We start from the raw sequence: 25,405 nt of genomic DNA on the forward strand, positions 1-25,405 counted from the left end.
ATGCAAGCCTCAATGCCTTTGGATGCCTTTACCTTGCCTTTCGACGGTGCTCGCCTGATTGAAGCCAGCGCCGGCACGGGCAAAACTTACACCATTGCCAATCTGTATTTGCGCCTCTTGCTGGGCATTGGTCAGCAGCGTCCTTTCAAGGTGGAAGAAATCCTGGTGGTAACCTTCACCAATGCCGCCACCAGTGAGCTTAGAGACAGGATCAGACGCCGAATTCAGGATGGCTTTCGCCTCTGCCTCGGAGAGCCCAGCGAAGACAGGTTTCTCACCCAGCTGCTTCACGCACTCCCCGACAGACAATTGGCCTTAAGGCAGCTGGACCTCGCGCTCAAGACCCTGGATGAAGCGGCCATCTACACCATCCACGGCTTTTGCCAGCGGGTCTTGTCGGATATGGCCTTTGAGTCTGCGCTCCTGTTTGAAAGCGAATTTACCCTGGATGACAGCGAACTCTTGTCCATGGCAGCGGCAGATTTCTGGCGTGCACACTGTTATCCCCTGAGTGCAGACATCGCGGCCATGGTACAGGCAAAATTTGCCTCGCCCAAAGCGCTGGAGCAGGAGCTTAAGTCACTCCTTGGGGCAAGAGACGCCGTGGTCGAGCTCCAGATGGAGGACTTCAGTAAGCTGGCGAGTGGCTTTAGCGCCCGTATCGCAAGGCTTCGCCTGGCCTGGCAACGTCAGGCAGAAGACACCCTCACCACACTCTGTAAGTTGCCCCTCAATGGCGTCAGCTACGGTAAGGCCGCAGATGGGTTCCCAAAGCTTAAAAATCATTGGGATACCATGACAGCATGGTCGCTTCGCTGTGAAGGTACGCCACCTGAAAAAGCCATGCAGGCCGTCGCCTACGGCAATATCAAGCTCAACAAAGGCGGGCAATTGCCGGGCCCTGAGACACTTTCGCTGCTGGTACAAATTGATGAGCTGCTGCACGCGCAGGAAAACCTGATGCCGGCATTCCTGGTGCTTGCCAAAAACGAAATACAGGCCCGATTCGATGGCCTCAAGGCCGAACGCAATCTGATGGCACCGGATGACCTTCTCAAGCACCTGGCCAAAGCACTTGGCGTTCAGGGTTCCGGTTCTGGTTCCGGTTTCGAGCCCGCGTCGGAAATCGATAGGGAGATAGCCCTCAGACTGTCTTCAGAAGTCGCCAGCCGTTTCCCCATGGCCTTGATTGACGAGTTTCAGGACACAGACCCACTGCAATTTGCCATTTTCAGTGCCCTCTACCGCCAGCAGCCAAGGGCTCAGGGTCTGCTGATGATTGGCGACCCCAAACAAGCCATTTATGCCTTCCGGGGCGGTGATATTCACACCTATCTTGGGGCCAGACGCACCGCTGCTGCCCACTATAGTCTGGGTACCAATTACCGCTCATCCAGCGCCATGGTGCAGGCGGTCAATACCGTTTTCAGCGTCAGGGAAAGAGTGTTTTTAAGTGATGAAATCCCCTTCGAGCCTGTGGCAGCCTCCGATTCAGGTGCCAAAACACTGCTGATTGATGGCAAGACCCAGGGACCTGCGCTGCAAATCGCCTTGCTGGGTGAAGACCCCGACAAGGGATTGAATAAACAAACGGCCAGAGCCCTGATGGCAGAAGATGCCGCTGCCCATATAGGCCAGTTGCTCTGTCTTGCCACAGAGGGCCGTGCGGTGCTTGCCGACAAACAAAGGCCGCTCCTGGCAAAAGACATTGCCGTGCTGGTCAGAGACAGAAACGAAGCGGCATTTATCAAAGACGCCCTCACCCGGCGCAATATTGGCGCCGTATTTTTGTCCCGCGACAATGTGTTTGCCACCAAAGAAGCCTCGGAGCTGCTGCATGTGCTGGCCGCACTCGCTCAGCCAAGGGATGAAAAACGCCTTCGCGCAGCTATGGCCACCCGGCTGATGGGCTGGAGCCTCAGTGAGATAGCGGCGTTCAATCAGGACGAAGAAGCCCGTCGCCAGGCTCTGGAGTGTTTTGAGCGCTGGCACCAGCGCTGGCAGAAGCAGGGCGTCATGCCCGCCTTAATGGCCTTTGCCGACGATACCAAACTGCTTGAGCGTCTTGGTGGAGATAAAGAAGCCGACCGGCGCCTGACCGACTTTCGCCACCTGTGCGAATTGCTCGAGCAGGCCGGTGCATCGCTCGATGGCATAAGTGCGCTGCTCGGCTGGTTTGAGCAGGCGCTGCTGGACCCCGGCAGTGATGAAGCCATGCAGTTGAGGCTGGAGAGCGAACAAAACCTGGTACAGATAGTGACCATCCACAAGAGCAAGGGGCTGGAATATGGCCTCTGTTATATCCCCTTTTTAAGTCTGGCCAGAGACAGCCGCGGCAAACCGTCGCCACTTCTGTACCACAAGGATGACCGTCTGGTGTGGGACCTGCTGCAAACCGATGAAGGCGTCGAATGCTATGATGCCGAACGTCTGGGTGAAGATCTGCGTTTGCTGTATGTGGCGCTCACCCGCCCCGTCTACGGCTGCCGTCTGGGCCTTGCCAATCACAGCCGCATGCTCAAAGCCGGGATAAGCAGTGAAGTGTACAAGACTGCATTGGGCTTCTTGCTTGGCATCGACAGCAAGGATTGCGACATCAACGTGCTGCGCCAGGCCGCAGAGCGCGTCAGCAGCCATGCACATGGCAGCGAGATCATCGGGGTGGTGGACATTATCCAACATGATCTGACGGTACTGGAAAGTGCACAGCACGAAAGCACAGAGCCACCAAGCCCACGAAAGCCAAACCGCATTGGTGAAGAAAGCTGGCGTGTTGGCAGCTATTCGGCGCTGATTGCTCAGGGGGCTGGTCATACAGAACACCCTGGTGATATCGCCAGGACCCACGAAGAAACCACTGCCGCCGCCATTCCCGGAGCCGGTGATGAGTCTTTTTCAGTGCTGGAGCTGCCGCTCCCCGATGAGCCCGAGCCCGCTTCTCAAGATACCGGGGCGCTGAGCCGTTTCTCTTTCCCCCGAGGCGCAAACGCCGGCAGCTTTATGCACCAGGTGCTTGAGCTTATCCGCTTTGATGCAGTGGCCGAGACCTTGCCCGAGGTGCTGCCCGATGCCATGGCCCATTTTGGCATCGACACCCAATGGCAACCTGTGTTGGATACCTGGTATCAGGACCTCATGGGGGCGCCACTGCAGGATGAGAAAGGCCAGTTTGCGCTGGGCGACCTGTCGCCAGCCCAGCTGCTGGTGGAAATGGAGTTCTACTTACCCGTCAGTCGGCTTAAGCCCGGGGCTTTGGGAGATTTGCTGGCACTCTACGGTTATCGCAGTGACTTTGGGTTCGACACCCTTAACGGCATGCTCAAGGGCTTTATTGACCTTTGCTTCAGCCATGACGGCCGCTTTTACATCGCCGATTACAAGTCCAACCATCTGGGTGACACCCTCGACCACTATCACAGGGACGCCATGCACACTGCTATCCAGGATCATCATTACGATTTGCAATACCTGCTCTATACCCTGGCGCTGCACCGACTGCTGAGAAGCCGCCTCGCGCAATACGACTATGACAAAGACGTTGGCGGTTGTTTTTACCTGTTCCTTAGAGGCATGTCGGCCTCATCTCCCGGCACCGGTGTGTATTTTGACAAGCCGCCCAAGCTATTGATCCAGGCGCTGGACGCCTTGTTTGAGGGTAAGGAGATACGGCTATGATAGAACTTTCAGGCAAGCCCTGTAGCAGTGATGCCCTCAAAGCGCAGCTCAAACTGTGGCAATCACAGGGAGAGCTGTCGGCACTGGATCGCCACTTTGCCCTGCAGATGGCCGAGCTTCACAGTGACGATTCACCGTTGATGCTGCTGATGTGCGTGTTGGTGTCACGGCAGCTTTCCCGTCAGCATCCCTGTCTTGACTTAAGCGCATTGATGCTTGGCAACCCAATGGGCACCCGTCAGGCGCAGCTGCGCATTCTGGCTGATTACCCTGCACTGTTGGGTGCCGTTGCCAATCTCGATGCCGTTGGCAGCCCGGATGAAAACAAGCCACTGATTTTAGAAGGCAAACGTCTCTACCTTAAGCGCTATCAAGGCTTTGAGAGCCGGGTCGCGGCGCGGCTTAATGCCATGGCTGGAACTGAGCTCAGTACTCATGCCCACACGGCGGCGCTGCTGGAGGCGCTGTTCCCGGTAGGCAAAGAGGCTATCGACTGGCAAAAAATCGCGGTGGCCACCGCCGCAGGAAAGCAGCTGACTGTCATCACCGGCGGCCCCGGCACGGGTAAAACCACCACGGTGACCAAGTTACTGCTGCTCTTGTCGCTGTCATCCTCATTGAATATTCGCATGGTGGCGCCCACGGGCAAGGCCGCTGCCAGACTGTCGGAGTCCATCAAAGCCAGTAAGCAGCGACTGACTCAGGAGTTAAACTCGCCCCTTATCTCCCAGGACGCCATTGCAAGCCTGCCGGAAGATGCCTCGACCCTTCACCGTCTGCTTGGCTTTCAACCTGGCAACCACAAATTTCGCCATCACAGAGACAATCCGCTGGATTTGGACTTATTGCTGGTGGATGAGGCCTCCATGGTGGATTTACCCATGATGGACAGGCTGCTTGATGCCCTGCCAGGCCATGCCCGGCTCATTTTGCTGGGCGATCAGGATCAGCTCGCTTCAGTGGAAGCCGGTGCAGTGCTTGCTGATATTTGTGAAGGCGCGCGCCAGGGTTACCGCTACAGCGCGGTACAAACCGCACGCATCGAGGGGCTCACAGGCACAAAGCTTGCCCCACGCGCAGACGCCCCCGGGCTTGGCGATAACCTGTGCCGACTGCTGCATAGCCACAGATTTGCCGAAGACGCCGGTATTGGGCAGCTCGCCATGGCGGTAAATGAAGGCGACAAAGAGAAAGTCGCTGCTGTGTGGCAAAAAAACTACGCAGAGCTGAGCTGGATCCCGGGTGATAACAGTGATGGGCTCGCAGCCTTGGTGCAACTGGCCAAATCCGCCTACAGCGAGTATTTACAGGCGATGAAACAGCAGGCCGAGCCTAAAACCATACTGCAAAAGTACAATGAATTTCGGGTACTCTGCGCCATGAAAAACGGCGAGTATGGCGTGGATGGTATCAATAGGGCCATTACCGCAGCCCTTGCCAGAGCCGGACTGATAGAGCCAAGCCAGGAGTTTTATGCAGGCCGCCCGGTCATGATCCAGAGTAACGATTACAGTCTGGGGCTCTTTAATGGCGACATTGGCATACTGCTTCCGGTAGAGGGGGATAACCAGCGCCTGATGACCCATTTTATTCAAAGCGATGGCCAGGTGCTTAAAGTCCTGCCGGCGAGACTACCGGGACACGAGACCTGCTACGCCATGACAGTGCACAAGAGCCAGGGCAGTGAATTTGCCTCGGTGGCACTATCCTTACCGCCACAGCCAACCCCATCCCAACAGAGCTTGATTGGCCGAGAGCTGATTTACACCGCCATTACCCGGGCCAAGTCGAAGTTTACCTGCCTTGGGACAGAGGCTTTGTTTGAGGCCGCGACACAGCGTCGCACCGAGCGGGCGTCGGGGCTGGCAGACCGCTTATGGCATGAGGATTAAATCTCTGTCATCTTCCTTGCGCCCCCCACACGGGCTCATTACACTGCTCCTTTTGCCGGGACAAGTCTTTACGCCGGTTTTACGTCTTTTGGAGACAAGATGAACAAATACAATCTGGTGCTGCTCTGTGGTGGCGGTGGCAGCGAACACGATATCTCTTTGCTTTCGGCCAAATACTTCGAGTCCTGCCTGGCTACCCTGCCCCGTTTCAATACCCTGTGGCTTGAGCTGACCGCTGAAGGCCAATTCCGCACCCGTGAAGGTGAGATTGTAGAGCTGACCAACCGCCGTGAAATTCGTTTCGCCGACGAGGCAAAAGCCCCCTGGTCAGTGGATTATGTCATTCCCTGCATTCACGGCTACCCAGGCGAGACCGGCGATATTCAGTCATGGTTCAATCTTATCCGCCTGCCCTATTTTGGCTGCGGCTCAGAGGCCTCCAGCAACTGCTTTAACAAGATCACCGCCAAAATGTGGTTCAGTGCCCTGGGCATACCCAATACGCCTTATCTGTACCTTGATGAACCAAGCAATGACGCCATCGCCAGGGTGGAAGCGGCGTTTGATGAATGGGGCAGCGTGTTTATCAAGGCCGCGAGTCAGGGCTCATCGGTGGGCTGCTTCCCTGCCCATCGTCGTGAGGATATTCCAGGGCTTGTCCGCAAGGCCTTCGAATACGCCCCCTTCGTGGTAGTAGAGAAAACCATCAAGGCCAGAGAGCTGGAAGTGGCGGTGTATGATTATCAGGGCGAAATCGTGGCGACCCGTCCCGGCGAAATCGTCTGTGCCGCCAATACCTTCTACAGCTTCGAAGAAAAATACGACACCAAGAGCCAGGCTGTCACCCATGTGGAAGCCCCGGACGTGGACGAAGAGACGGTTGCCGCCATTCGGGACTATGCGCTGCGGGCCTTTAAAGGCATGAAGCTGCGCCACCTGTCGCGCATTGATTTCTTCCTGACGGAAGACAATCAAATCCTGCTGAACGAGATCAATACCTTTCCTGGATTGACTCAAATTTCCATGTTCCCCAAGATGCTGGCCCATCACGGCCATGATTTTGCGACCTTCCTGGAACAGGCCATATTGGCAGAGCTCGAAGGGCGCTGATACCACAGCCTTAAATACAAGCCAGCAGAATTGCTGGCTTTTTTATTGCGTGTCGCATCTAAATTCGGGTTTTTCACACAAGATCATCGCATTAGCCTTTAGTATAAAGCGGCATTGTGGCGCTTGTCCTTTGCATCGCCTTTTGGCTAGAGTCAGAGTTCATCGGTTTGGCTGCTCAGGAATGGGCAGCAAACCGACACAACAGGAATAAAGACAAGAATAACGACAAATCAACAAGCAACGCCATGGAGGCTTTATGCACATGCCCTCAGACCACACAGCGCCCAACCCTCTTCCACTTACCCAGAGCCATTATCTCGGCAGCGATGCCCCTGAGCTGATTCAGGACACCATAGGCCGCTACCTTGAATGCATTGCCAACCGCTATCCAGATCACGAAGCCATTGTCATGCATCATCAGAACATCCGCTGGAGCTATCGACAGTATCTGACCGAAATCGACCGATTGGCTACAGGCCTTTTAGCGCTGGGGATAGGTCCCGGTGATAGGGTCGGTATTTGGTCACCCAACAATATTGAATGGTGTTTGACCCAATTCGCCACCGCCCGCATCGGCGCCATCATGGTGTGTATTAATCCCGCTTACCGCCCCGAAGAGCTGGAGTACGCGCTGGTCAATGTGGGCTGCAAGGCCCTTATCACCCACGACAAATTTAAAAGCAGTGATTACCTGGCGATGTTGCAATCGCTGGCGCCGGAGCTGGCTCACTGTGAAGCAGGACAGCTGCAATCGAGCCGCTTACCGGACCTTAAATTGGTGATCCGTACCGGCAGTGAGGCAACGCCGGGCATGCTGAACTTTGATAAGGTGTGTAGCCTCGGAAGCGATGCCGAATATGCTGACCTTCAAGGGATAAGCGAAAAACTCTCCCCTTTCGATCCCATCAATATCCAGTTTACGTCGGGCACCACGGGTAACCCCAAGGGCGCGACCCTGTCTCACCACAATATCCTCAATAACGGCATGTTGGTGGCAAAGGGAATGCGCTTCAGTCATCTGGACAGGCTTTGCATTCCGGTGCCGCTCTATCACTGCTTTGGTATGGTGCTGGGTAATCTGGTGTGTGTCGCCACAGGTGCCACGGCCGTTTTTCCCGGCGATGCCTTTGACCCAGCCACTACACTTGCCGTCGTCGAAAAAGAGCACTGCACGGCACTGCACGGCGTGCCCACCATGTTTATTGCCGAGTTGGAGCTCGCCAACTTCAACGATTACGATCTCTCAAGCCTGCGCACCGGCGTTATGGCCGGCGCCACCTGCCCCGAGGAAGTGATGAAACGGGTACAGACCCTGATGCACATGCAGGAGGTGGTGATAGGTTATGGTCAAACCGAATGCAGCCCCATCAACAACCTCACCGAAATCGACTCTTCATTGGAGCTCAGAGTCACCACCGTGGGCCGGGCGCTCGCCCACACCGAAGTAAAAATCGTCGATGTGTTTGGCAAAACCCAACCCATTGGTGAGCCGGGCGATGTATGCAGCCGGGGTTATTGTGTGATGCTGGGATATTGGAATGACGATGCCAAAACCCGCGATACCATAGACAGCGAGGGTTGGCTGCATTCAGGTGACCTTGGCGTGATGGATGAGCACGGTTATGTACGCATTGTCGGGCGGATAAAGGACATGATCATCCGCGGCGGCGAGAACATCTATCCCCGGGAAATCGAAGAGAAGCTCTTTACCCATCCACAGGTGCAGGACGCCGCCGTATTCGGGGTGCAGAGCGATAAGTATGGCGAAGAGGTTTGTGCCTGGATAAAGCTGCGCCCGGGCGCCAACCTGGACGAGCAGGAAATCCGCCACTTCCTCACCGAAAAAGTGGCCTACTTCAAGGTGCCAAGGTACATCAAGTTTGTTGAGAGCTATCCGATGACAGTGACCGGCAAACTGCAAAAATTCCGCATGCGCGAATTGATGTACGAAGAGCTTTATCAGGATATCAATCGCTAATCTGATGATGCTAATCCCAATAAAAAGGCCTGAACTCAGTTCAGGCCTTTTTGCTGTCATTCAAGCTCAGAGCTTGTGAGCTCCTTTAAGTTCAATGTTTCGCCTTGCCCGCAAGTTCTGCTTCCAGCTTTTGCGCCACCGCATCGGGCGAGCCCGAATGTCTGGCGAACAGTGCATAGGCAGTTGGAATGACCATCAGGGTAAAGATGGTGGCCAGAATGATGCCTGACAGCACCACCACACCTATCACAAAGCGGGTTTCAGCACCGGCGCCCTGTGCCATCACCAACGGCACAGCACCGGCAGCCGTGGTGATACCCGTCATCAGAATAGGTCGCAAGCGTTGGGTCGATGCGGTGAGCAGTGCTTCGATAAAATCAACGCCCCTGTCACGCAGCTGGTTGGCAAACTCAACGATAAGAATACCGTTCTTCGCCGCCAATCCCACCAACATGATAATGCCTATCTGGCTGTAAATATTGATGGTTTGCCCAGTGAGCCACAGGCCAATCAAGGCGCCCAGGGTCGCGAGCGGAACTGTAAGCATAATCACCGCAGGGTGAATATAACTCTCAAACTGAGCGGCCAGCACCAGGAATACCACACCGAGGGCCAGCACAAACACAAAGTACATGGAATTGCCGGACTCCTGATAGTCAAGGGACTGTCCCTTGTAGCTCACCACGGCTTCGGCAGGCAAATAGGTGCGTACTGTGTCGTTCAGGTAATCCAGCGCCTCACCCAGGCTATAACCATCCGCCAGGTTGGCTTCAATGGTGATGGCCCGCATCCGGTTGTAGCGGTTAAGACTGGAAGCGTCGGCAAACTCCTGTACATGCACCAGGTTGGAGAGCGGAATTAGCTCACGGGTGCGGTCAGAGCGAACATAGATGTTCGACAGGTCCTGCGCCGTATTCTGCTTGGCCCGATCACCTTCAATGATGACATCATACTCTTCACCATCACGCATAAAGGTGGTCACCAGACGGGAGCCCAGCATGGATTCCAGCGTACGGCCGATGTGGGAGATGGATACGCCTAAATCGGCGGCTCTGTCTCTGTCAATGACCACGCGAAACTGGGGTTTGGTTTCCTTGTAGTCGTGATCCAGTGCCAGTAATTTGGGGTTTTCTGCCGCCTTGGCCATCAGAATGTCCCGCCACTGGGCCAGTTCCTCATAGCTAGGGCCACCAATCACAAACTGCACCGGTTTACCCACGCCGCGACCAAATCCCTGACGCATGATGGGGAATGCCTGCACACCCGCCAGATCAGAGAGTTTGCCGCGAATATCATTCATGATGTCAAAGGCGTTACGGCGGGCCGACCAATCTTCGAGCACGATAATTGCCATACCGTTGGAAAAGTCAGCAGAGCGGCCAAAACCTCGGGGAGCACGAATAAGCAAACGCTTGATTTCGCCACTCTCTACCATGGGCATCAGGCGCTCTTCCACTTCGTTCATGTACTTTTCGATGTACTCATAGCTGGCGCCCTGGGGGCCATTCACCATGAGGAACATGGAGCCCCTATCTTCGCGGGGAGCGAATTCCTGAGGCACCTTCTGCATCATCCACACGCTGAGCCCGAGGGCGGCGATAACGGTGAGGCTCACCGCCAGTGGGTGGCGAATGGTGCGCTCAAGTGAACTGCGATAGGTGTGCTCGAGCCAATCCATGCCTTTATCGACTTTCTTCACCAACCAGGAGCTTTCACTGGTGGGGCGCAGCAGCTTGGAGCACATCATGGGGCTTAAGCTTAAGGCCACCAGACTTGAGAACATCACCGCGGCGCTCATGGTCACCGCAAATTCCTTAAAGAGTTTGCCCAAGTCGCCCTCAAGGAAGGTGATTGGCATAAACACCGCGACCAACACCAGAGTGGTTGCCACCACCGCAAAGGCCACTTCACGGGCCCCGAGGAAAGAGGCCACCAGCGGGCTTTCCCCTTCTTCTATACGGCGGTGTATGTTTTCCAGCATCACGATGGCATCATCCACCACCATACCAATGGCGAGGATCATCGCCAGCAAGGTCAGCAGGTTAATGGTGTAGCCAAGGGCGTAGAGCACGATAAAGGTTCCCAGCAGCGACACAGGCACTGTAACTGCGGGGATAAGCATGGCGTGAACGCTGCCCAGAAACAGGTAAATCACCAGAATAACCAGAAGCATGGCGATGATAAGCGTGGTGTATACCTCTTTGATGGAGGCTTCAATAAACACCGAGCTGTCATAGCTGCGCTTGATTTCCATACCGGGAGGCAGGGTCGGATTGATTTGGTCTACCAGCTTGTTTACCGCCCGCGCCACCTCAAGAGTGTTGGCGGTGGACTGTTTGGTGACCCCAAGGCCAATCATGGACTCGCGGTTACCGCGGAACATGATGCGCTCTTCCTCTGAACCGAGTTCAATCTTGGCCACATCGCCGAGTTTCACCAGATAACCATCGTCACCCTGGGCCAATACCAGGTTGGCAAAGTCTTCCGAGGTTCTGAAGGTACGTTCGAGGCGCACAGTAAAGTGACGTTCTTTGGACTCGACTGAGCCTGCCGGCAGCTCCACGTTTTCCGAGCGCAGTTTGGACTCGATGTCGGCGACAGTCAGATTTCGCGCCGCCAGCGCCTGACGGTCAACCCAAATCCGCAGCGCATAGACCTTGCCGCCACCGAGACGGAGCATGGCCACCCCGTCAACCGCCGAGAAGCGGTCGGCCAGATAGCGGTTGGCATAATCGGTAAGTTCCAGGGTGTTCATGCTGTCAGACACCAGATTGAGCCACATGATCACTTCATCGCCGCCGTTGGCCTTACGGATCTCCGGCGGGTCAGCCTCTTCCGGGAGGTTGTTGAGCATACTCGATACCCGGTCACGGATATCGTTGGCAGCCGCTTCAATGTCGCGGTTGATGTTGAATTCCAGGGTTACGGACGAGCGACCGTCACTGGAAGACGAGCTGATGTGCCGAATCCCCTCTACCCCGCTGACGCGGTCTTCCACCAACTGGGTAATGCGGCTTTCCACCACTGAGGCACTGGCGCCCCGGTAATTGGTTTCGATGGACACCACGGGCGGGTCGATATGGGGATATTCCCGCAGTGGCAGCTTGTCAAAGGCCACCAAGCCAAAAGCAATCAGCAGCAAGCTGATTACCGAGGCGAATACCGGACGTTTAACAGAGAGATCTGTCAGGATCATGCAGCGTTCTCCTCATCGGAGGCAACGGATGCGCTGAAGTGTTCTTTAAGTTCAGGGGTCACCTGGTCGCCGGGGCGAACCTTGAGGATCCCGCGGATCATGATGGTTTCGCCAAGCGCCAAACCATCAACAATTTCGGCCCAGCCGCGCTTACGAAGGCCGATGGTCACTTCACGACGATCCACCTTGTTGTCGGCGCCCACCATATATACATAGTGGCGGTTTTGCAGCGGTATAATGGCCGATTCAGGCACCATAATGGCTTCGCGACTGGTTTTGATGAGGCGAATTTTCATCAGCATCCCCGGCAGCAGTTTGGCATCGGGGTTGGGAATTTCGGCGCGTACGGTTACGGCACGGGTAGAAGGATTAACCCGACTGTCGATGGAGGTTACCTTGCCGGTAAAGAGCTGGCCTTCGTAGGCAACAGCCTGGGCTTCCACCGCTTTACCGGGATGCAGCTGAGGTAAAAAGCGTTCGGGAACCGCAAAGTCCAGCTTGATGGTGGAAATGTCATCGAGGGTTGTGACCGCTGTGCCGGGCGTCACCAGCGCGCCGGGACTGACCTGACGCAGACCAAGGCGGCCGGCGAAGGGGGCTGTGATGGCACGATCACGCAGTGCAGATTCCGCCTGCTCCAGCTCGGCACGGCTGGTATCAATCAGGGTTTGCAGCCGGTCACGTTCAAGCTCGGCCACGGTTTGACTGGTCACCAGCGAACGGATACGGTCAAATTCGCGCTGATTGTCGATAACCTTAACCTTGGCAACCTGAACCCGGGCGCGCTGCTCGGCATCCTGAAGCTGAACCAACAATTGTCCTGCGCGGACGATATCGCCGTCGCTGAAATTCACCTTGGTGGCAACGTCGGTAACCTTGGCAGTAATGGTAACAGACTCGTTGGCGTGGGTTGTGCCGAGGGCTTCAACCTCATCCCGTACTTCCTGGGTAGCTACCTTGGTCACGACGACATTGGGCACAGGGCGAGGACGAGCGGGACCACCGGTGGACTCATCCAGAGAATACAGATACCAGGCACCCGCACCCCCTACAAGGGCTAAAAGAAACGCTATCTTTTTCATGTGACTTCCGAAGTTCAGGCTGTGTTATCGTTATCGCCCACCAATAGGCGGACGCCGGCTTTCCGGTTAGAGGCTAGTTTACCTGCGAGCAACCGGGCTTCAACACGTTTTACTTTTCCTTACAAAATACGCTTTTATGACAGTTTTGGTTCAAAAGTACGTCGTGCGGCCTCATCTGGCTTCAAAAGTGACTTGTGCTTGATGTCGAGCAGACCTCAGAGCATCTCCCTTTAGCCTCTACTAAGGAAAGCGGATTGACTGATTAGGCTGCCAGCCGCTAAAACCCCAATAAAAAAGAGGCCTTAAGGCCTCTTTTTTATTGGCTGCTTTAAAAGCAAGCGGATTTATTGGAGCGAGTCTGTCAACCAGAATTACGCATAGGTAATCAGCGGACTTTTCGCTCTTCTTTCATTAACTCGGCAAGCGCACGGTAAATCTGAGCGACCTTCTCGTCGGCCAGTGGGCTGTCTTCCTTATCGAGGATATGCAACTCGCTGGTGCCCTTGGTTTCACCATCTTTGACGTTAAGCTTATAGGTGCCCTTACTCAGCTCAAGCTTGGCATCGCCCCACAGCGAACTCCAGAATCCGGAATTGTCGCTGTAGTTCAGGAAGTAAACCCCTTTGCTGCTGTCCATATCAGCAATTTCGAAGCCCATTTCGGGCAGTACCAGGCGCAAACGACCCCATACCTGATTGAAATCGCCTTGGGCCAAATAAAAGGCATCGCCCTCTTCAGCGCCATCCACCAGCTCTACACCAATGCCCAGACTTTCGCGGACGCGCTTGGCCTTGATGGCCTGTTCACGCTTCACTGCCATATAGGCAATAGAGTTGTTGAGCATATCAATGGCGTAACGACGCTTATCGTCAGCGGAAAGCGCAGTCTTCAAATCATCGCCATCATAGCTTTCCTGATGGTCAACCAAGTTAATGATCACAGCACCGGTGCGGCCATGTGGGCGAACTTCCACCTGATACTGGTAACGCTGTTTCAGGTTAAAGACCTTGTCTGAGCCCCAGAGACTGGACTCCAACACTTCCTGGGTTTCAATCCAACCGGTTTCCAGAGTGCCTGAAGCAAAGTCTTCTTTTACTATCTCAATGTTACGGCTTTGCAGATGATCTTTGAGCAGACCAAAAATCTCCTGTTTCAGATCCAGGCTGTTGTCGAACGACTCAACAATGACCTTTACGTTATCCGAACCTTCTTCCACCCGCGTGCCTTCCGCCATTGGCAGCACCTGCAGCGGTGGACGTATATCGAGGTTTTTACCAACCAATTCACGATTGGCCTTGGCACCCAGAGTCGGAATATCGTATTCACGGCTGTAGTTGGGGGACTTGAGCCCTTCAGGTACTTTCAGTGGCGCTGTGGTTTGTGCGTTCACGTACTCATCGTTCCCGTTGGCCTGACGGCGCTCCATTGGCGTGGTGCAACCAGCTGCCATGGCAACGAGAACGAATGGGGTAATTTGTTTCAACTTCAAGACTTAGACCTCCAGTCCAGCTTTTTTCATGGCATCGAGCAGTAGACCATGGCAGGACTCAGAAAGTTCAGTCAGTGGCAAACGAATAAAACCCTCCTTGATGAGTCCCATACGATGGGCAGCCCATTTCACCGGGATAGGGTTGGCTTCGCAAAAGAGTGTGCTGTAGAGACCACGCATGGGTTCATCGGCCGCCAAAGAGCCCTCGATGTCACCGGCCAGCGCCAGTGCGCACATCTTTTTAAACTGAGCAGGCACTATGTTGTTGGCAACCGAAATCACCCCATCACCGCCAGCCAGCAAAAACTCACGTGCAGTGGCATCATCGCCGCTGTACAGCAAAAAGTCGGGGCCGCAGAGTTCACGCAGGCGGGCTACACGGCTCACATCACCCGTGGCTTCTTTGATGCCGATGATGTTAGCCACGTCGCAAAGCTCAGCAACAGTCTCAGGCTTCAAGTCCAGCGCAGTACGGCCGGGCACGTTATACAGAATTTGCGGAATGTCAGTAGCTGCAGCCACCGCTTTATAGTGGGCAACCAGGCCTTTAGGCGTGGGCTTGTTGTAATAAGGCGTCACCCCCAGCATGGCCGCAACACCAGTTGCAGACAGGGCCTGGGTCAGCTCGATTGCCTCGGCAGTGGCATTAGCGCCGTTGCCGCCGATAACCGGAATACGGCCCTTGGCAAACTCAACGGTTTTGGCTACCACATTGATGTGTTCTTTCATTGGCAGAGTAGCCGATTCGCCCGTGGTCCCCACGGCCACAATGGCGTCGGTGCCATTGGCGATATGAAACTCGACTAAACTCTCAAGACTTGCAAAATCCACTGAGCCATCACTGTTCATAGGCGTGATTAAGGCTACGATGCTTCCGTTTATCATCTGACTTCCCCAAGGTTGCAGGATTCGCTATGGTACTGACCCCTATGGCGATTGACAAGCCATTTACAGGGCTCTCAAAAGGATTTGTTTGTGGTAGCATTGGCGCGCGTCAAAACCACTGCCGATGTGGTTAAAAAGACGCCATGACAACGACACAATAAGAGGAACCTACATGACCAATTACCTGGTCGTCACCGCCATGGGATCCGATCGTCCCGGTATCGTCAGCAAGCTCGCCCGTCTGGCCAGTGACTGTGATTGTGATATCGTCGACAGCCGCATGGCGCTTTTCGGCAATGAATTTACCTTGATCATGATGGTGTCCGGCTCCTGGGCCGCCATCACCAAAATTGAAGCCGCCCTGCCCCCATTGTCGGTGGAAATGGAACTGCTGACCGTGATGAAGCGCACCTCGCGCCACACCCCACAAAACTATGTGTCGCGAATTGAGGTGGAATTCCACGGAAAGGACCAGCGCGGCACCATGAAGCGCATCACTCAGTTTTTGGCCGACCGTTCGCTGGATTTGGCGGCGGTGCGCTCAAACGCCGAGGAAACGGCAGCAGGCGAATCTATTCAGCACGTGTTCCTCGCCATCAATATTCCTGAAAAAGTTGAACTGGATAAGCTCGAAAAGAGTATTCATGAACTGGCAAGCGACATGTCGCTGGCATGCCAGATTAAGAGAATGCAAAGCTAACCCGGTGTTAACCAAAAGGACGACTAATGAATACCTTAAAAGCAGGCGATAAAGCCCCGCATTTTACCTTGCCCAATCAAAATGGTGAGATGATTTCCCTGGCTGAGTGCCTTAAGAACGGGCCAGTGCTGGTGTATTTTTATCCCAAGGCGCTGACGCCCGGCTGCACCGACCAGGCCTGTGGCCTTCGCGACAGCAAGCCGCAACTGGATGCCAAGGGCGTGACTGTATTTGGCATCAGCCCTGACCCTGTGGCCAAGCTGAAAAAGTTTGAAGAAAAGCATGGTCTTAATTTCCACTTACTGTCCGATGAAGACCACGCCGTGGCCGACGCATTTGGTGTCTGGGGTGAGAAGAAATTCATGGGTAAGGTATACGATGGCATCCACCGTTTGAGCTTTATCGTAGGAACCGACGGCACCATCACTCAGGATCTCACCAAGTTCAAAACCAAGACCCACCATGAAACCGTACTGGAAGCCCTTGGCTGAGTGAACTGGCGATAAAACTCGCGGTAAAATATGACATTAAAAAAGGCCCTGATGGGCCTTTTTTAATGTTACACAGAGTGACACGTCTACACTGCAAGCTTATTCACTGACGGTTTTATCCGTTATGCCGTTACCCGCAGGGCCGTCGCCATCTGATTTATCGGACGTATGATTCCGCGGCCACACATTGACCACCGCTTTTACGAGAGATGCCAACGGGATGGCGAAAAACACCCCCCAAAAGCCCCACAGGCCGCCAAACACCAATACCGCCGCAATGATGATAACCGGGTGTAAATCCACTGCGTCAGAGAACAACACAGGTACCAGCACGTTCCCATCCAGCGCCTGAATAATGCCGTAGCCCAACATCAGGTAACCAAATTCCGGAGAGAAACCCCACTGAAAAAAACCAACCAGAGCAATGGGCAGGGTCACCAGGGTCGCGCCCACATAGGGAATAAGCACCGACAAACCGGTCAGAACCCCCAAAAGCGCCGAATACCGCAAGCCCATAAAGGCAAAAAACACGTAGCTCACGGCGCCAACAATAATGATTTCAATCACCTTGCCGCGAATATAGTTGAAAATCTGTTGGTTCATCTCCCCCCACACCTTGCGGGCAAGCTCGCGGTTACTGGGGAAAAAGCGTTTGCTGCCACGGATAAGTTCTTCCTTGTCTTTCAGGAAGAAGAACACCAGCAGCGGCACCAAAATGGTGTACACCATCAGCACCAACAGCGACGCCGAGAAGCCCAGGATCTGCTTACCGATATCCAGTAGATGCTGAGTGTCCAGCATGCGCTTAAGCTCGGTTTCCATGGCTATCACCTGTTCGGCACTGACGTATTGAGGGTACTTCTGGGTGAGCTCCTCAAGGTAACCCATGCCTTTATCGAGCATGGCAGGCAGCTCGGTCAAAAGTGACATGCCCTGCTTCCAGAGGCTTGGCACCAAACCAAACACCATTAACAGCACTATGCCGGCAAACAGCACCAACATCAGCGATGCCCCTGTGGTGCGGTTTACACCGATGCGGGACATTTGTGCCACCGGCCACTCGAGCAAAAAGGCCAGCACCAGCGCCACCAACAAGGGGGCGAGCAGACCACCGGCAAAATAAATCAGCGCCCAGAGGCCAAAAAGGATAAACAGCAGGGTCACTGCCTGGGGGTCACTGAACTTGTCCTTGTACCAGCGAGTCACGAATTCGAGCATTGGGGCTCCTTACAGATAAGATCGCTATGGTTACTGAATATGGGTTACTGAATACGGCTACAGCGTATGGGACACGTGGCTGATAAGAAGTTTAAGGCAAGTGTTGTCGTCCTGGGTACACTCTACCCCGTAACCCTGTTTTTCCAAAAACGCGGGAACATCACGGCGGGATCCATTGTCCAATAGAGCAACTTCAAGTGTTTCATCGGCCGGTAATTTTTTTAACGCCAGCTTCACCTGCACCAGAGGCACAGGACATCGAAATGCTGTTAAATCGATAAAAACCATAATGAACTTGCCTTCGCTAAACCGGGGCTATTATCCTTGCTTGCACGCGAAACCACAAGCGACTTGCCCAAGGCCGGACACCAACACAGGGACCTTTATCCTCTTGCGTAATTTGACACTTTCCAGACTGACAAAAACGCTCGCTGCGGCGGGTTTATCCATCATGCTCACCTTACCGGCAGCCAAGAGTTTTGCGAGCAACGATTTACCTGATCTGGGTACGGCAGCGGTTAACACCTTCAGTCTGGAAAAAGAAATGATCTACGGGGATGCCTACATGCGAGTCATTCGCTCGTCGGCGCCCCTGCTCAACGACCCTGTACTGAGCCAATACCTTACAGAACTTGGCAACAAACTTGTCGCCAATGCCACCGGCGTGAAAACGCCTTTTTACTTTTTCTTGCTGCGTAACGACGAAATCAACGCCTTCGCGTTTTTCGGGGGCCATGTGGGCGTGCATACGGGGCTCTTTTTAAATGCTGACACCGAGAGTGAACTGGCATCGGTACTGGCCCACGAAATCACCCACGTCACCCAGCGCCATTTGGCGCGATCGTTGGAAGCACAGCAAAAATCGGGGCCTGCCACCATTGCCGGTCTCCTTGGCGCGATATTACTTACCATCGCCGCTCCCCAGGCAGGCATGGCCGCTCTCGCCACCACCCAGGCGCTCGCTACCCAGTCAAAAATCAACTACACCCGTCAGCATGAAAAAGAAGCCGATCGAATAGGGATGCAAATTCTGGTGGAGGCTGGGTTTGACCCCGAAGCGGCAGCAGACTTTTTCGGTAAGATTGCCAGTCGTTACCGCTTCACCACCAAGCCGCCACAAATGCTGTTGACTCACCCCTTGCCTGAGTCACGCATAAGCGAAGCCCGCACGCGGGCGACCCAATACCCTCACAAGTATGTGCCGGACAGTTTGAACTACCATTTGGCAAGAGCCAGGGTACAGGTCAGGTTCTCCAGTTACAGTGAAGAAGCGGCACTGAATCTGTTTGAAAAACAACTCTCACGCCACAGCTATACCTTTGAAAGTGCAGCCCTCTATGGCAAGGCACTGGCACTGTTTCGCCTGAAGCGCTTTGAAGAATCGGAAGCCATCATCGACAAATTGCTTGCTCGGGATGACAACAATCTGTTCTATCTCGATACCAAAACCGATTTGCTCGCTGAGCGCAAAGACTTCCAGTCAGCCATCAAGCTGTTGGAGGCCAAGCGTAAACTCAAGCCTACCTCTCAGGTAATCAATGCCAACCTCGCTAACGTGTATATTGAAGCGGACGAGGGTGCGAAGGCCATTCCCCTCCTGGAAGACATGGTGTTCCTCGACAGGCAAAATCCACTGCCTTACCAGCTGATGACCCAGGCCTACCGAAAAGCTGGCAATAAGGCACTGGAGCACTTTTCCACCGCCGAAACCCTGGCACTTGCAGCAGATTACAAGGGCGCAGTCGATCAGCTCAACTTCGCCTATCGCTACACCAAGGACGATGCCTTGCAGCTGGCGCGTATTGAAGCCCGCATTCGCCAGTTTAAAGATGCCGAAAGAGCCCTGGACGAGCTAAAGTAGCCGGATTGTCAAACAGGCCCCGCCGCTGACGGGGCCTGTTTTTTTTGATATCATCTGCGCCAATTTTTATGGCATAAAAATCGGAATCCCTAATGAAAAAAGCCATTATTTTGCATAATCCTCGCTGCTCAAAGAGCCGCGAAACTCTGGCGCTGCTGGGTGAACAGGGTGTTGAGATTGAAGTAGTCGAATACCTGAAAGATACCCCTGATGCCGCAGAAATAGCCCGCATCTTATCACTGCTTGGGATTGGGGCTCGGGAGCTGATGCGAACCAAAGAAGAAGAATATAAGGCCCTTGGCCTGGATAATCCGGCGTTGGATGAGACCGCGTTAATAGACGCCATGGTTGCCAACCCCAAGCTTATCGAGCGCCCTGTGGTGCTGGCTAACGGTAAGGCCGCCATTGGCAGACCTCCCGCCAACGTGCTTGAAATTCTTTGAGGTGTCCTGTGCTGTCAAACACCGCGTTACTGCTGACCATTAATCGTGTGGGTTACCTCGCGCTGCTGCTGGTGATGGCCTACTGGTTTGTGCTCGGACCCAACAGTCAGGAATACTCCCTGGTTTTTAACCTGTTGTGGTTGGTGCCCCTGCTGCTGCCGCTCCCCGGACTGATGAAAGGCAATCCCTACACCCACGCCTGGGCAAGCTTTGTGCTCTGTCTGTATCTGCTGCACGCACTGACCCTGGTATACATCGCGGGTGATTGGTTGTGGTTTGCCTGTCTGGAGCTGGCGCTATTGGTGCTCCTGTCAGTCACCTTCCCGTTTTACGCCCGCCATCGCGGCCGCGAACTCGGTCTTGGGCTCAAGAAAAAGTCCAGGGACAAAGGCGACGAGTAAGATGCTTTCAGGCACAAAAAAACGCGGCAATATGCCGCGTTTTTTTGTGAGTTGAGGTCATTGAAATTCTTTCATTGAACGCTGCTTTATAGCGAATAGATTTTAAATATTCTCAATATGCTCAATTAATTAATCGATCGCACTTATTCACTGATAGGCGCATGTTACAGCCTCAGCATCTCTTTGACAAAAGGTATGGTCAGCTTGCGCTGATGAACCATGGACGCCTTATCAAGCCGGTCGAGGACATCAAACAGTGTGCGTAAATCTCGCGCCATGCGATTAAGTAAGAACCGCCCCACGTCTTCAGGTAACTGGAGTCCGCGCATGGCAGCACGGCGTTGCAATGCCGCGAGTTTCTCATCGTCCATCATAGGCTGGAGCTGGTAAGTCAGCCCCCAATGCATTCTGGACACGAGATCCGGCAGCACAAAACCCGCCTCCATGGGCGAAGCACTGGCACTGACTATCAAACTGCCACGTTTTTGCTCTGCTACCCGGTTGTAGAGATCAAATATCGCCTCTTCCCACAGGGGGTGACCAGCCACCGCATCTACATCATCGATACAGATAAGGTCAAACTGCTCCAACCCTTCCAACAAGGCCGTGGAAATACTGGCGTGAATTCCGAGCGGAATATAGAAACTGCGGCGCTCCAGCTCATTGGCACGGGCGCAGGCCGCATGGATAAGATGGGTGCGTCCCGACTTGACCGGTCCCCACAAATAAATAGCCTGCACCCCATCGCCACTTGCCGCCGATTTCAGCGCACCGATAAGCTCGTCGTTACCCGCCGCGGGGTAATAACTGGTAAAGGTCTCATCGTCTGGCAAATGTACAGGCAGGGACAACTGCAATGGGGGATGTTGTGTCACTCGGTTACTTCTCAATCTATCTTGTGGCACCTGAATAAAAACGGCGTCAGTGTATCACGGACGCCGTTAAATTCCGAGCCGCAAGGCTCATTGACCACGCCATTGGTAACGATTTGGCTGCACAGGCACACCGGGCACTTCCAGGATCTCACCGGGCTGCACAGCGGTGGCGAATGGGTCGACAATGGTACCTTCACCCTGTTGGCTGTTATTTTCAGTTCCGCCTTGGGGCTGAAGACGTGGTTCCAGCGCCAGGGTTCGCCTGAGCTCATCCTCACTGCCAAAGAGTGTCAGCGCAAAGCGCAGAGAATCGCCTTCGATACTCACCAAACGGGCAGATTTGACCATAGAAAGCTGCCCCAGATAAGTCTCTATATCCACCACAGCTTTAAGGCGGTCCACACCGGTAAACACCAACTCGGTTTCACTTTCCTGACTGGTTCCGGTCACAGCATAACGTGACACGTAAAAGGAGCTCATACCGGATAGGATGGCACTGATGGCACTGTCAAGATTGTCAGCACTGCCTTCCACCTGAGTTACAGATTGCAGCGGTGTTGCGATATCGCTCTGAGCCTGCCTTGGGTAGAGAGCCAGACGATATTCGTAACCCGAACCGGCTGCTTCAAGGGTCGCCAGTGCAAAAAAGTCCGACTGATATCGGCGGGATGCCTGGGCTACTTCATCTGCAAAAAAACCTCTGACAGAATTGATGTTAGCCGCCATCATGTCGTCCAAGTCCAGCAAGGGAAACAGTAAAGGCACCCCAGCCTGAGCGCTGGCATCATTGAACTGACTGCGAATAGCCAAATCCGATTGGTCGCCCAGCAACACCTTCTCCCCTTCACCATCGGTGGCCAGCCACAGCAAGGTCAGGGGACGCTGTTTGCCCCATACAGGCAACTGCGCGCTGCGAAGGGTTGAGGTGACCCGGGTGTTATCGAAACTCGCCCGAACGTATAAGCGCCCATCATTTTCGACATAGCCATATTGGCTCAGCACAGATCGTGCCTGAGCAATCAGCGACTGCACTTCGGCATTAACAAGTGTTTCCGTGCTGCCACTGTTTTTTACCAACACCTTGGCCAAGGCATCTTTAATGGCTTGTTCAAGCTCAGCACTGCTTCTTGAACTGACAGCCACATCGGCCTCGTTCAAACGGCTGACCTGAACTGCCTCGGCGCCAACATGGCCAAACAGCAGCCCAAGACCTAATGCAACTTTGAGAAAGGATTTCATCATGAAAAATGGTCGTTCCCAACAATGATAGAGCGGCAGTGTAACATACTTACAGCGCGGCAACACAGCGACAAAAAGACGCGGCCGGGTCAGTTATTGGCCAATTTTGTCCTTGTAAGCCAAGGAGTTCACAAAAAAACGATCCTGACTTATCAAAATGCCAACAACTGGTAGAATGGGAAGATTTTTAACCCTACAGGATATAACAAAATGAATAGACTCCTGCTTCCCCTGCAGGGCGCACAAATGTTGTTTGTCGCCTTTGGGGCACTGGTGTTGATGCCGCTGTTGACGGGCCTGGATACCAGTGTTGCGCTCTTTACCGCCGGCATAGGCACCTTGTTGTTTCAGCTGATCACCCGCCGTCAGGTACCCATATTCCTCGCTTCCTCCTTCGCGTTCATTGCCCCGATCATGTACTCAGTGCAGATGTGGGGTGTGGCTGCAACTATGGGCGGCTTGGTCGCGGCTGGCTGTGTGTATCTGGTATTGTCCACGCTGGTAAAACTGCGGGGAGTTGGCTTTATCCATCGCCTGTTACCCCCCGTGGTGGTTGGTCCCGTGATCATTATCATTGGCTTGGGACTGGCGCCCGTCGCTGTGAATATGGCGCTCGGTAAGAGTGGCGATGGCAGCCTGGTATTGGTTGAAGGAAACACAGCCCTTATCATCTCGCTGCTGTCCCTTATCACCACAGTCTTGGTTGCCGTGCTGGCAAAAGGCCTACTAAAACTCATGCCCATTCTCGCCGGGATTTTGGTGGGTTATGTGGCCAGCCTTTTTTATGGCGTAGTAAGCTTTGATGCCATGACCAATGCCCCCTGGTTTTCCCTGCCAAGCTTTACAGCACCGGAATTCCACTGGCAGGCCATCCTCTTCATGATCCCCGTGGCCATTGCTCCTGCGGTCGAGCACATCGGCGACATCCTGGCTATCTCCAACGTGACCCGTAAAGACTTTATGAAAGACCCTGGCCTGCACCGCACCCTTGCCGGCGACGGGGTAGCCACCATTGCTGCAGCCGCCTTTGGCGGACCACCCAATACCACCTACTCGGAAGTGACAGGCGCGGTCACCTTAACCCGCAACTTCGACCCCAGGATCATGACCTGGGCAGCGATTGTGGCCATTTTGCTGGCCTTCGTTGGCAAACTTGGTGCCTTGATGCAAACCATACCCGTGCCTGTGATGGGCGGTATCATGTGCTTGCTGTTCGGCTCGATTGCCGCAGTGGGCCTTAATACCCTCATTCGCAATCAGGTGGATTTGGCCTGCCCACGCAATCTGGCCATTGTAGGCGTGACCCTGGTATTCGGTATTGGCGGCATGGCCTTTGGTATTGGCTCATTCAGCCTCACCGGCATCAGTTTGTGCGGCATTGTGGCGATTTTAATGAATCTGGTATTGCCACCGTCAGCGCCCGAGCCTGAAAGCCCATAATCCCCAAAGCCGATGCGCGATGTCACTCAGTGCCAAAGATTACTACACTGAATTACAGCCACAAAAAAGCCCCGCTTGGCGGGGCTTTTCTTACAAGGCAAAACCTGAAGCTTATTCTTCCGTTTTGTACTTGGCGGCCACTTCTTTGATAAGCGGCTGCAGTTCGCCTTTTTGGAACATCTCGGTCAGGATGTCGCAACCGCCGATCAGTTCACCTTCGACCCACAGCTGTGGGAAGGTTGGCCAGTTGGCATACTTCGGCAGCTCAGCACGGATATCCGGATGTTGCAGGATATCCACATAGGCAAACTGCTCACCAATGTTAATCATCATCTCGGCAACGCGGGCAGAGAAACCACAGCTTGGCAGCTTTGGAGAACCCTTCATGTAGACAATGATTGGGTTTTCAGCAATTTGCTGCTTGATTCTTTCTACTGTTTCCATTTTGATTCCTGACTTGGCATCCCCATAGGGGCTTTGATGTCTTACACGTGGCCTATATTGTACGCCAGCGGGCGGCGGAACAAAATCCCACAGTTTGTAAGGTTATGTCACTATTTGATTTTTCGATAAGCACTATCGCCCGAAAACCCCAAAGAATGATTCACATCACAGATTTTCCGAGTACAATATTGGCCAGTGAGCAAGAACGTGAAAAACGTATAATCGTCCATGGAGAGATACTAATGGCTTTCGAATTACCCCCACTGCCATACGCAAAGAACGCACTGGAACCCCATATTTCCCAGGAAACTATCGAGTACCACTACGGCAAGCACCACAACACCTACGTGGTTAAGCTGAACGGCCTGATCCCAGGTACCGAGTTCGAAGGCAAGAGCCTGGAAGAAATCGTAAAGACCTCCACCGGTGGTGTGTTCAACAACGCAGCTCAGGTATGGAACCACACCTTCTACTGGAACTGTCTGGCCCCTAACGGCGGTGGCGCTGCCACTGGTCCGGTTGCCGATGCCATCAATGCAGCTTTCGGTTCTTTCGAAGAATTCAAAGCCAAGTTCACCGACGCCGCAGTGAACAACTTCGGTAGTGCCTGGACTTGGTTGGTTAAGAAAGCTGACGGCACAGTTGCTATTGTAAACACCAGCAACGCCGCCACTCCGCTGACCGATGATTCTGTTACTCCGATCCTGACTGTGGATGTGTGGGAACACGCTTATTACATCGATTATCGCAACGTACGTCCTGATTACCTGGCCCACTTCTGGGAACTGGTAAACTGGGACTTCGTAAACCAGAACTTCGCTGGTTAATACAAGCCGTTGCCTGATTAAAAAGGAGCCTTGGTGGCTCCTTTTTTATTATAATTTTTCCTTAGTCAATCGCACTACATCCCCTATTCCCTCGAATCAACGCACTTGCAACTGTTGCTTTTGCAACTATTTGTCATTGTTTTTTCAGGATTTTTTTGA

General features: G+C 53.9%; 20 protein-coding genes. 11 read left to right on the plus strand and 9 right to left on the minus strand.

Going from position 1 to position 25,405, the window contains the following annotated elements; translation table 11 throughout:
• The 4 genes from recB to SAMA_RS09965 all read left to right on the plus strand — a co-directional run bounded on the left by recB (position 1) and on the right by SAMA_RS09965 (position 8,655).
• Positions 1–3,675 (plus strand): exodeoxyribonuclease V subunit beta, encoded by a 3,675-nt coding sequence (gene recB, locus SAMA_RS09950; protein WP_011760014.1) that lies wholly within the window; start codon positions 1–3, stop codon positions 3,673–3,675.
• Positions 3,672–5,567 carry an exodeoxyribonuclease V subunit alpha gene (recD, locus tag SAMA_RS09955; protein ID WP_011760015.1) on the plus strand — a complete coding sequence of 632 codons (1,896 nt, stop codon included), beginning with the start codon at positions 3,672–3,674 and terminating at the stop codon, positions 5,565–5,567. The genes recB and recD overlap by 4 nt, the downstream gene beginning before the upstream one ends.
• 99 nt (positions 5,568–5,666) lie before the next feature.
• A complete protein-coding gene (locus tag SAMA_RS09960) occupies positions 5,667–6,677 on the plus strand; it encodes a D-alanine--D-alanine ligase (RefSeq protein ID WP_011760016.1) in 1,011 nt (336 codons plus the stop codon).
• Positions 6,678–6,933: 256 nt separating this feature from the next.
• Positions 6,934–8,655, plus strand: a complete 1,722-nt coding sequence (locus tag SAMA_RS09965; RefSeq protein ID WP_011760017.1) for an AMP-binding protein — start codon at positions 6,934–6,936, stop codon at positions 8,653–8,655.
• Positions 8,656–8,746: 91 nt separating this feature from the next.
• On the opposite strand, the gene SAMA_RS09970 is transcribed toward SAMA_RS09965, so the two are convergent.
• The 4 genes from SAMA_RS09970 to dapA all read right to left on the minus strand — a co-directional run bounded on the left by SAMA_RS09970 (position 8,747) and on the right by dapA (position 15,307).
• The gene (locus SAMA_RS09970; protein WP_011760018.1) at positions 8,747–11,851 is read right to left on the minus strand and encodes an efflux RND transporter permease subunit; all 3,105 of its coding nucleotides are present in this window, start codon (positions 11,849–11,851) and stop codon (positions 8,747–8,749) included.
• Entirely contained in the window at positions 11,848–12,933 is a 1,086-nt protein-coding gene (locus tag SAMA_RS09975) for an efflux RND transporter periplasmic adaptor subunit (RefSeq protein ID WP_011760019.1), read from the minus strand. Before SAMA_RS09975 ends, SAMA_RS09970 begins: the two co-directional genes overlap by 4 nt.
• Positions 12,934–13,318: 385 nt before the next feature.
• Positions 13,319–14,383 carry an outer membrane protein assembly factor BamC gene (bamC, locus tag SAMA_RS09980; RefSeq protein ID WP_011760020.1) on the minus strand — a complete coding sequence of 355 codons (1,065 nt, stop codon included), beginning with the start codon at positions 14,381–14,383 and terminating at the stop codon, positions 13,319–13,321.
• Between the two features lie 42 nt (positions 14,384–14,425).
• The gene (gene dapA, locus SAMA_RS09985) at positions 14,426–15,307 is read right to left on the minus strand and encodes a 4-hydroxy-tetrahydrodipicolinate synthase (RefSeq protein ID WP_011760021.1); all 882 of its coding nucleotides are present in this window, start codon (positions 15,305–15,307) and stop codon (positions 14,426–14,428) included.
• Positions 15,308–15,479: 172 nt separating this feature from the next.
• Here dapA and SAMA_RS09990 point away from each other — a divergent pair, with 172 nt between their 5' ends.
• Positions 15,480–16,007: a glycine cleavage system protein R gene (locus SAMA_RS09990; protein ID WP_011760022.1), complete on the plus strand. Its 528-nt coding sequence runs from the start codon at positions 15,480–15,482 to the stop codon at positions 16,005–16,007.
• Positions 16,008–16,033: 26 nt separating this feature from the next.
• Complete coding sequence (gene bcp, locus SAMA_RS09995; protein WP_011760023.1) at positions 16,034–16,498, plus strand: thioredoxin-dependent thiol peroxidase; 465 nt, start codon at positions 16,034–16,036, stop codon at positions 16,496–16,498.
• Between the two features lie 99 nt (positions 16,499–16,597).
• On the opposite strand, the gene SAMA_RS10000 is transcribed toward bcp, so the two are convergent.
• Entirely contained in the window at positions 16,598–17,716 is a 1,119-nt protein-coding gene (locus tag SAMA_RS10000) for an AI-2E family transporter (RefSeq protein WP_011760024.1), read from the minus strand.
• A gap of 57 nt (positions 17,717–17,773) precedes the next feature.
• Positions 17,774–18,004 carry a sulfurtransferase TusA family protein gene (locus SAMA_RS10005; protein WP_011760025.1) on the minus strand — a complete coding sequence of 77 codons (231 nt, stop codon included), beginning with the start codon at positions 18,002–18,004 and terminating at the stop codon, positions 17,774–17,776.
• A gap of 103 nt (positions 18,005–18,107) precedes the next feature.
• Between SAMA_RS10005 and bepA the strand changes: the two genes are divergently transcribed.
• The 3 genes from bepA (at position 18,108) to SAMA_RS10020 (ending at position 20,421) form a co-directional block, all read left to right on the plus strand.
• Positions 18,108–19,577, plus strand: coding sequence for a beta-barrel assembly-enhancing protease (gene bepA, locus SAMA_RS10010; protein WP_011760026.1), 1,470 nt, complete (start codon positions 18,108–18,110; stop codon positions 19,575–19,577).
• A 92-nt stretch (positions 19,578–19,669) separates the two neighbouring features.
• A complete protein-coding gene (gene arsC, locus SAMA_RS10015) occupies positions 19,670–20,020 on the plus strand; it encodes an arsenate reductase (glutaredoxin) (RefSeq protein ID WP_011760027.1) in 351 nt (116 codons plus the stop codon).
• Positions 20,021–20,028: 8 nt separating this feature from the next.
• Complete coding sequence (locus SAMA_RS10020; protein WP_011760028.1) at positions 20,029–20,421, plus strand: DUF2069 domain-containing protein; 393 nt, start codon at positions 20,029–20,031, stop codon at positions 20,419–20,421.
• A 164-nt stretch (positions 20,422–20,585) separates the two neighbouring features.
• Here the strand turns inward: SAMA_RS10020 and hda are convergent, their stop codons facing one another.
• Both hda and SAMA_RS10030 read right to left on the minus strand, forming a co-directional pair.
• A complete protein-coding gene (hda, locus tag SAMA_RS10025) occupies positions 20,586–21,296 on the minus strand; it encodes a DnaA inactivator Hda (RefSeq protein ID WP_041409807.1) in 711 nt (236 codons plus the stop codon).
• 87 nt (positions 21,297–21,383) lie between these two features.
• Positions 21,384–22,538 carry a DUF2066 domain-containing protein gene (locus SAMA_RS10030; protein WP_011760030.1) on the minus strand — a complete coding sequence of 385 codons (1,155 nt, stop codon included), beginning with the start codon at positions 22,536–22,538 and terminating at the stop codon, positions 21,384–21,386.
• A gap of 207 nt (positions 22,539–22,745) precedes the next feature.
• Here SAMA_RS10030 and SAMA_RS10035 point away from each other — a divergent pair, with 207 nt between their 5' ends.
• Positions 22,746–23,975, plus strand: a complete 1,230-nt coding sequence (locus SAMA_RS10035) for a uracil-xanthine permease family protein (protein ID WP_011760031.1) — start codon at positions 22,746–22,748, stop codon at positions 23,973–23,975.
• Positions 23,976–24,086: 111 nt separating this feature from the next.
• Here the strand turns inward: SAMA_RS10035 and grxD are convergent, their stop codons facing one another.
• Positions 24,087–24,419 carry a Grx4 family monothiol glutaredoxin gene (grxD, locus tag SAMA_RS10040; RefSeq protein WP_011760032.1) on the minus strand — a complete coding sequence of 111 codons (333 nt, stop codon included), beginning with the start codon at positions 24,417–24,419 and terminating at the stop codon, positions 24,087–24,089.
• A 242-nt stretch (positions 24,420–24,661) separates the two neighbouring features.
• On the opposite strand from grxD, the gene sodB reads away from it, so the two are divergent.
• Entirely contained in the window at positions 24,662–25,246 is a 585-nt protein-coding gene (sodB, locus tag SAMA_RS10045) for a superoxide dismutase [Fe] (protein ID WP_011760033.1), read from the plus strand.
• Positions 25,247–25,405: the final 159 nt, after the last annotated feature.

The sequence above is a fragment of the Shewanella amazonensis SB2B genome (assembly GCF_000015245.1).
In the GTDB taxonomy this organism is placed as follows: Bacteria; Pseudomonadota; Gammaproteobacteria; order Enterobacterales; family Shewanellaceae; genus Shewanella; species Shewanella amazonensis.